The sequence below is a fragment of the Polaromonas sp. C04 genome (genome assembly GCF_002002705.1).
Classification (GTDB): domain Bacteria; phylum Pseudomonadota; class Gammaproteobacteria; order Burkholderiales; family Burkholderiaceae_C; genus Rhodoferax_A.
Genome location: NZ_MUNS01000020.1, coordinates 501680 through 507751, shown reverse-complemented (window position 1 = coordinate 507751; position 6072 = coordinate 501680). Strand labels below are relative to the sequence as shown.

The window sequence follows — 6072 nt, the reverse complement described above, 5'->3', positions numbered from 1 at the left end:
ACCCAACACCGCCCCGCCCCTCGTCGCCACCACCCGCTGGCTCGCGGTCGGCAGTCTCGCGGGCCTGATCGTGCTGGGGCTGGCGTGGGAGCTGTGGTTGGCGCCGATCCGCCCGGGTGGCTCGTGGCTGGCCCTCAAGGTGCTGCCGCTGTGCATTCCGCTGGGCGGCCTTTTGAAAAACCGCATGTACACCTACCGCTGGGTCAGCCTGCTGGTATGGGTGTACTTCACCGAGGGCGTGGTGCGCGCCACCAGCGACCATGGCCTCAGCGCCGGGCTCGCGATGGCCGAGGTGGCGCTGTGCCTGCTGTTGTTCATCGCCTGCGCCCTGCATGTGCGCATGCGCCTGAAGAACGCGAAACTGGCCGCGGACACCCGGACCGTGGCCTGAACGACCTCATCGTCAACACCTTGCCATGAATCATTTGATCGAATCGCTGCGCCGCATCGTGGGCCCCGCCAACGTCCTGACCGAGGGCGACCTGAGCGCCTGGGAAAACGACTGGCGCAAGCGGGAACGCGGAAAAGCCCTTGCCGTGGTTAGACCTGGCGCTACCAAAGAAGTAGCGGACGTGGTGCGGGCCTGCGCGGCAGCCGGCGCCAGCATCGTGCCCCAGGGTGGCAACACCGGGCTGGTCGCGGGCTCCACACCCGACGCCAGCGGCACCCAGGTGGTGCTGAGCCTGCAGCGCATGAACGCCGTGCGCGCCATCGATGCCGCGAACCTGACCGTCACCGTCGAGGCCGGTTGCGTGCTGCAAACCCTGCAGGAAGCGGCCGAGCACGCCGGTTTTTTGTTCCCGCTGAGTCTGGCGGCCGAGGGCAGTTGCACGATCGGCGGCAACCTGGGCACCAACGCCGGCGGCACCCAGGTGGTGCGCTACGGCAATACACGCGAGCTGTGCCTCGGGCTGGAGGTCGTCACGGCCCAGGGCGAGGTGTGGGAAGGTCTGTCGGGCCTGCGCAAGGACAACACGGGCTACGACCTGCGCGACCTGTTCATCGGCTCGGAGGGCACGCTGGGCGTCATCACGGCCGCGACGATGAAGCTGTATCCGCTGCCCGCCGCGCAGCTCACCGCCTGGGCGGCCGTGCCGTCGCTGGACGCCGCCGTCACGCTGCTCGGCCTGGCGCACCGGCACCTGGGCGCGGGGCTGACAGGCTTCGAGGTGATGGGCCAGTTTGCGTTGAGTCTGGTGGCCAGCCACTTCCCGCAGCAGCGCGTGCCGCTGTTCCAGGACATGCCGTACTGCGTGCTGCTGGAAAACTCCGACCACGAGTCGCAGGCCCACGCGCGCGCGCAGTTCGAGCGCCTGCTGGAGACCGCGCTGGAGAGCGGCTGCGTGAGCGACGCCGTGGTCGCGGAGAACCTCACGCAGGCGCACCAGCTCTGGCACATTCGCGAGAGCATTCCGCTGGCGCAGGCCGAGGAAGGCCTGAACATCAAGCACGACATCTCCATCCCGGTCTCGCGCATTCCCGAGTTCGTGCGCGTGACCGATGCGCTGCTGGCACGCGAAATCGCCGGCGTGCGCCTGGTCAACTTCGGGCATCTGGGCGACGGCAACCTGCACTACAACGTACAGGCGCCCGAAGGCGGCGACGCCAGGGTTTTCCTGCGCGAGCAGGAGGCACGCATCAACACCCTGGTGTTCGATTCGGTGCAGGCCTTCGGCGGCTCCATCTCGGCCGAGCACGGCGTCGGCAGCCTCAAGGTGGACAAGCTGGAGCACCACAAATCACCGGTGGCGCTGGCCATGATGCGCGCCGTCAAGCGCGCGCTGGACCCGCAGAACCGGATGAATCCGGGACGCGTGCTGCGGATGTAGCCGTTCAGGCTCGCGGCGGCGGCGTCAGCCACTGCACCAGTTGCTGCGTCACCGCCGGGCTGCTCAGCAGCGCCATGTGATTCGTGCGGTAGGCAATCCACTGCGAGGCTTTGGCAAACGCCAGGCTGCGCCGCGGGTCATCGTGCTGGCCCAGTGCGCTGTTCAAGGGCACCAGGCCGTCGCCCACCAGGCGGTCGGCCAGGGCGCTGCGTTTGGCGGCGGTGGTCCCGGCCACCGCGTAGCAGGCCACGCCCTCGGGTAAGGGCACTGCTTTGCGGCTGTCGAGCCTGGGGCGAAACAGGTCCTGGCCCCGCCAGTCAACGTCCAGCACATAGCCGTAGCGCAGGTCGGTGATGCCGGCGCTGCGCAAGCGGGTCAGCCGGACAAACGGCGCGCTGAAGGGTGTGCGCCCCAGGATGACGTCGATCCAGTTGCCGGCCCGCTCCAGCGGCGCGCCATGGTGCGGTGTCCCCAGAAACACAATGTTGCTCAGCCGGCCCGGCCAGCGCGCGGCGTCCTGCCTGCCGTAGTACACGGCGCTGCGAATGACCAGACCGCCCATGCTGTGCGCCACCACGGTGAATTCGTCGATGGGTACGGGCCAGTGCGCGACCAGTTGCTCCAGCTGGCGGGAGAGTTCGTGCCCGTTTTCCGAGATATGCAGGCCCGTGTTGTAACGCAGGTAAACGGGGGTGTAGCCCAGTTGCGCCGCCAGCGCCGCGCCATGGCCCACCTCTTGCGCCGGCTCTCCTGCGTGCCATATGTGCCATTGCAGGTCGTTCATGCACAGGCCATGAATCAGCAGCAGCACCTTGCCCGTGACCGCAAGACCCGGCGGCAAGGCCTGCCAGTCCAGCGCTTCGCCCCGGTAGCGCAGCGTCATGGGCGTGGCCAGCGAATTGTTGCCGGCCACCAGACGGTCGCCCATCACGCCATTGAGCGCGGCGAGCACCGCTTCGCGCTGGGGCGTTCCGGGCTGGGCTGTGTCGGCGGATTCCAGCAGCGGCTGCAAGCGGGCGAACAGCGCATCAACACCTTTCCCCAGCAGTTGCGTGACGCCCTGGATGCTCTTGTAAACCAGGCCGGTGATGCCGCCGGTTTGATCGGGCAATGGGCCACCTGACGCACCCAAGCTGCGCCATACCGCCTGGTGCACGCCCTCGGCAATGCGGGTCACGCCCGCGGTGGCCTGTGTTGCCAATTGGGCTACGCCCCGAAGATCCGAGGCGCGCAGATGTTTGAGGGAGTTCTTTGGCACTGGGATGGTCATCGTCCTGGATTGGAGTGGGACCAGCCACTTCAGTTCCCCTATCCGGCGTCCTTGCTGGCCAGCAGGTGCTCGATGCGCCGATCGGGAACGAGCCACATCAGCGCCACGAACACGTAAAGCCCCTGCGCCATCCAGTGCGACCAGAATGCCGCCGCGATGCCGGCGAGATAAAGAAAAGGTGATGCCTTGCCCTTCCAGTCGCTGCCGACCGCCTTTTTCAGGAGCGAGTCGGGGCCCTGCGAGGCAATGATGATTTGCTGGAGCACCCAGTAGGCGATGGCTGCCATCAGCAGCACGACCCCATAGACGGCCGACGGTGCCGCAGCAAAGTGATTCTCACCCATCCAGCCCGTGGCGAACGGAAACAGCGAGAGCCAGAACAGCAGGTGCAGGTTGGCCCACAGCATGGGTCCGGTCACGGTGCGCACGGCCTGCAACATGTGATGGTGATTGTTCCAGTAAATGCCGACGTAAACGAAGCTCAGCACATAGCTGAAAAACACCGGGATCAGCGGCACCAGCGCATCCATGCCCTCGCCATGTGGCACCCTGAGCTCCAGCACCATGATGGTAATGATGATCGCGATCACGCCATCGCTGAATGCTTCGATCCTGGTCTTGCTCATTCCGGCGCCGCCTGTACTCATGAAAATTCCACTGTCCGGAAATTGCTGCCGCAGCGATGGCGCTCATCGAACCTGCAGCGGCAAGGTGGCAAAACCACTCGCCGGGTACACCGCCAGCCTCGGCGCCTTGCCCGGGACATCCTGAATCCGTGTGGTGCGTTCCAGCAGTTGTTCCAGACACACGCGCATCTCCATGCGGGCCAGTGGAGCGCCTGGGCAGACGTGGACGCCCGCGCCATACAGCAGATTCGCCGCCGGATCGCGGTCCAGCCGAAACGCTTGCGGATCCTCGAAAACGCGGCCGTCCCGGTTGGCGGAGACCCAGTTCAGCGAAATTCTCTCGCCGGCACCGATTTTTTGGCCGCCAATTGCCACCTTGCGGGTCGTGACGCGTCGGTTGGCAACCAGCGGTCCGTGAATCCGGAGAATTTCGTCGATGGCGGCGGGCAACAGAAGCGGCTGGGCGCGCAATCGCTGCTGCAACTCAACGTGTTGTGAAAGATGGTGAATCAGGATGCCAACCGACGCGGAAATGGTGCCGATCTCCCCAACGGTCCAGTTCCGCAAAATACTGGCAATCTCCTCGTTGCTCAGCGGCCGCCCCCAAACTTTTTCGTGCGTCAGCGCACCCATGACGTCGTCTTCGGGCTTTGCGCCGGTCTGCATTCGGGTTTCCAGCATGCCGTCGATGAAACCCTCGAACTCACGCGCGATTTCCGACATGGCCTGCAAATCCTGGGCGAGCGTGGCCTCGTAGTTCTTCCTGGTCCAGCGGACCAGTCGTTCGCGCAACGTCGGCGGCCAGCCCAGAAAGGCGCACTGGACCCGCACCGCGAAGGGCAGCGCAAAGTCGGCCATCAGTTCCACCTCGCCGCTGGCCAGCACGTCCCGCACCAACTCCGCGACCAGTTGCCGACACACGGGTTCGAAGGCGTCCATCCGTTGCACCGTGAAATAGGACTCGATGATGCGGCGATATTTCGTGTGCTCGGGGGGATCCATCCCGTTGGGCACGGAGAGATGCCGGGATACGGCGTTACTGAACGTTTTGTGATCGTGCAGAACGCGACTCACGTCCTCATGGCGGAACAGCGACCACTGCATGAACTCACTATAGGCAACGGGGCAGCGCTCGCGCATTTCGTCGTAAGCCGCACGCTGGTCGCGCACGACCTCTTCGGATCTCGGATCCCAATCCGGCTTGCGTTTATCGTTCATGTTTTTTCCTCATCGTCCAGCAGCGAACTGCAGACAAGGCATCGCCTGGACATCTTACCTGCTGGCGATGCACGGCAGCCCGCCCCGTCAGGGCGCCACTCCTTTGAGCATAGGGACCCTGCGGCAAACACTGAGCGCACGGGCGTGGGCGAAGCGGATGCGGGCCACCTCATGCGTGCGCGGGTCGGCAACCCCATCGAGGCAGGCGCAGCTATAGTCATGGCCCCGGTTCGTGTTGACCCATTGCGATGCTGTGAAGTCGGGCCAATCGCCCTCGGCCTGATGGCCGCCTTGAATGCCGATAGTCCACTCGCCGTCGCGGTCGAACAGCGAGGCGTTCCCGGGGTTTTCACGCGGCCCGCTCAATAAACAGGTTAGCCAACCGCTCCAAACAGAGCGCCAACGCCAGCCGTCAACCCCATCGCCAGCGCCCCCCAAAACGTGACACGCATTGCGCCCGCCGCCAAAGGGGCACCACCAGCGCGTGCAGCCACTGCCCCCAGGAACGCCAGGAAAGCGAGTGATGTCAACGCGACGAGGATGACCAGGCTTGCCTGCGGGGCCAGCCAGGCGACCGCCAGGGGCATGGCGGCTCCAGCAGAGAAACTGGCGGCGGAAGCAAAGGCAGCCTGAATCGGCCGTGCGCTGAGGGCCGGGGAAATCCCGAGTTCGTCGCGCACATGCGCACCGAGCCCGTCATGCGCCATGAGTTGCTCGGCGACCTGTTTTGCCAGCGCCGGAGCAAGACCCCGAGCCACATAGATCGCCGCCAGTTCCCTGTGCTCTCCCGCGTCATCTGCCTTGAGCTCCCTGCGTTCCTGCGCAATGTCTGCGTTTTCGGTATCGGCCTGCGTGTGGACAGACACATACTCGCCCGCGGCCATCGACATGGCGCCGGCGACCAGGCCGGCCAGCCCCGCGACCAATATGCTGCTGTGCGTTGCATGCGCCGCAGCAACCCCCAATACCAGGCTTGCGGTGGAGACGATGCCATCGTTCGCACCCAATACGGCAGCGCGAAGCCAGCCGATGCGCTCAGTGCGGTGTCGTTCCCGGTGATGTGGACGCATGACAAAGTTCCTCGTTGTTATGGATGCTGATCCGTGCACCTCTGCCGTGCACTTAATTT

7 protein-coding genes are annotated in these 6072 nt (G+C 65.3%); 2 read left to right on the top strand and 5 right to left on the bottom strand.

The window, feature by feature from the left end; translation table 11 throughout:
• Together B0E49_RS03655 and B0E49_RS03650 are read left to right on the top strand one after the other, a co-directional pair.
• A partial coding sequence (locus B0E49_RS03655) for a DUF2069 domain-containing protein (RefSeq protein ID WP_286137777.1) occupies window positions 1-391 on the top strand: 391 nt, incomplete at its 5' end.
• 25 nt (window positions 392-416) lie between these two features.
• Window positions 417-1829: an FAD-binding oxidoreductase gene (locus tag B0E49_RS03650; protein ID WP_077560581.1), complete on the top strand. Its 1413-nt coding sequence runs from the start codon at window positions 417-419 to the stop codon at window positions 1827-1829.
• Between the two features lie 4 nt (window positions 1830-1833).
• Here the strand turns inward: B0E49_RS03650 and B0E49_RS03645 are convergent, their stop codons facing one another.
• The 5 genes from B0E49_RS03645 to B0E49_RS03625 all read right to left on the bottom strand — a co-directional run bounded on the left by B0E49_RS03645 (window position 1834) and on the right by B0E49_RS03625 (window position 6013).
• Complete coding sequence (locus B0E49_RS03645) at window positions 1834-3087, bottom strand: esterase/lipase family protein (protein WP_353647337.1); 1254 nt, start codon at window positions 3085-3087, stop codon at window positions 1834-1836.
• Between the two features lie 50 nt (window positions 3088-3137).
• Complete coding sequence (locus tag B0E49_RS03640; protein WP_077560579.1) at window positions 3138-3725, bottom strand: TMEM175 family protein; 588 nt, start codon at window positions 3723-3725, stop codon at window positions 3138-3140.
• A 63-nt stretch (window positions 3726-3788) separates the two neighbouring features.
• The gene (locus B0E49_RS03635; protein WP_077560578.1) at window positions 3789-4943 is read right to left on the bottom strand and encodes a cytochrome P450; all 1155 of its coding nucleotides are present in this window, start codon (window positions 4941-4943) and stop codon (window positions 3789-3791) included.
• 87 nt (window positions 4944-5030) lie between these two features.
• Complete coding sequence (locus tag B0E49_RS03630; protein WP_286137776.1) at window positions 5031-5309, bottom strand: DUF4087 domain-containing protein; 279 nt, start codon at window positions 5307-5309, stop codon at window positions 5031-5033.
• 8 nt (window positions 5310-5317) lie between these two features.
• Complete coding sequence (locus tag B0E49_RS03625) at window positions 5318-6013, bottom strand: VIT1/CCC1 transporter family protein (RefSeq protein ID WP_077560576.1); 696 nt, start codon at window positions 6011-6013, stop codon at window positions 5318-5320.
• Between the last annotated feature and the right edge of the window lie 59 nt (window positions 6014-6072).

Coding starts and splice junctions, on each gene's coding strand:
- B0E49_RS03650 (WP_077560581.1), top strand. CDS start 417: ATGAATCATTTGATCGAATCGCTGCGCCGCATCGTGGGCCCCGCCAAC.
- B0E49_RS03640 (WP_077560579.1), bottom strand. CDS start 3,725: ATGAGCAAGACCAGGATCGAAGCATTCAGCGATGGCGTGATCGCGATC.
- B0E49_RS03635 (WP_077560578.1), bottom strand. CDS start 4,943: ATGAACGATAAACGCAAGCCGGATTGGGATCCGAGATCCGAAGAGGTC.
- B0E49_RS03625 (WP_077560576.1), bottom strand. CDS start 6,013: ATGCGTCCACATCACCGGGAACGACACCGCACTGAGCGCATCGGCTGG.